Below are 676 nucleotides of genomic sequence, written 5' to 3' on the forward strand. Positions count from 1 at the left end.
GGGTTTGGTAACTCGGACCATGGGATGAAGAACAGTGGCCAGTTCATCACGTCTCCGGTGGATCCCAGGAAGCCGATCGGGGCTGCGATCTCGACATCGTTCATGCCGTTGATCTGTTCGAGCTTGTCCAAGGACATGGTTGGGGTGGTGACGTTGGCGAAGTTGGGGTCCAGCAACGGCAGCCCTTGGGCGTCACCGCCGGGGGAGAGGGAGTCCTCCAATCCTGGGGCGGTGACGAGGATGTCGTATCGGCCGCGCCAGTTGTCCTCGTAGACCTCGGCGGTGCGGCTGGAGATGCGTGCCGCGCCCAGAACGGCGGCGGCGACGAGGAGCCCCCACCGCCAGCCGGTCCAGTCGAGGTGTCACAGCTGAAGCACCTTGTCTGCAGCTTTGAGGATCACTTCATCATGGGAGGCGACCACCACGGCCACCCCCTGCTCCGCTGAGGCCCGAAGTAGGTCCCGGACTCGTTCTGCAGCCTCAGCATCCAGTGAGGCCGTCGGCTCATCCAGCAACGCCACCACCGGCTGCTTCGCCAAGGTTCGCGCCACGGCCACCCGCTGCCGTTCACCTCCGGACAACGTGCGGGCGCGGGTTCCGGCCAGATCCCCCAGGCCAAGGTCGTCGAGATATCGGCGTGCCTCATCCCGGGATGCGTCGGCCAAGCAGACATTGG

Annotated in this window: 2 protein-coding genes; both read right to left on the reverse strand. The window is 65.2% G+C overall.

The annotated features are described in order from the left end of the window. Nucleotides 1-221, reverse strand: a 221-nt coding sequence (locus tag EII35_RS15625; protein ID WP_148098980.1) for a hypothetical protein, incomplete at its 3' end; no start/stop codon positions are given. Nucleotides 222-362: 141 nt separating this feature from the next. Continuing rightward, nucleotides 363-676, reverse strand: a 314-nt coding sequence (locus EII35_RS15630; protein ID WP_125229351.1) for an ATP-binding cassette domain-containing protein, incomplete at its 5' end; no start/stop codon positions are given.

It is taken from the genome of Arachnia propionica (assembly GCF_003932785.1).
GTDB lineage: Bacteria > Actinomycetota > Actinomycetes > Propionibacteriales > Propionibacteriaceae > Arachnia > Arachnia propionica_B.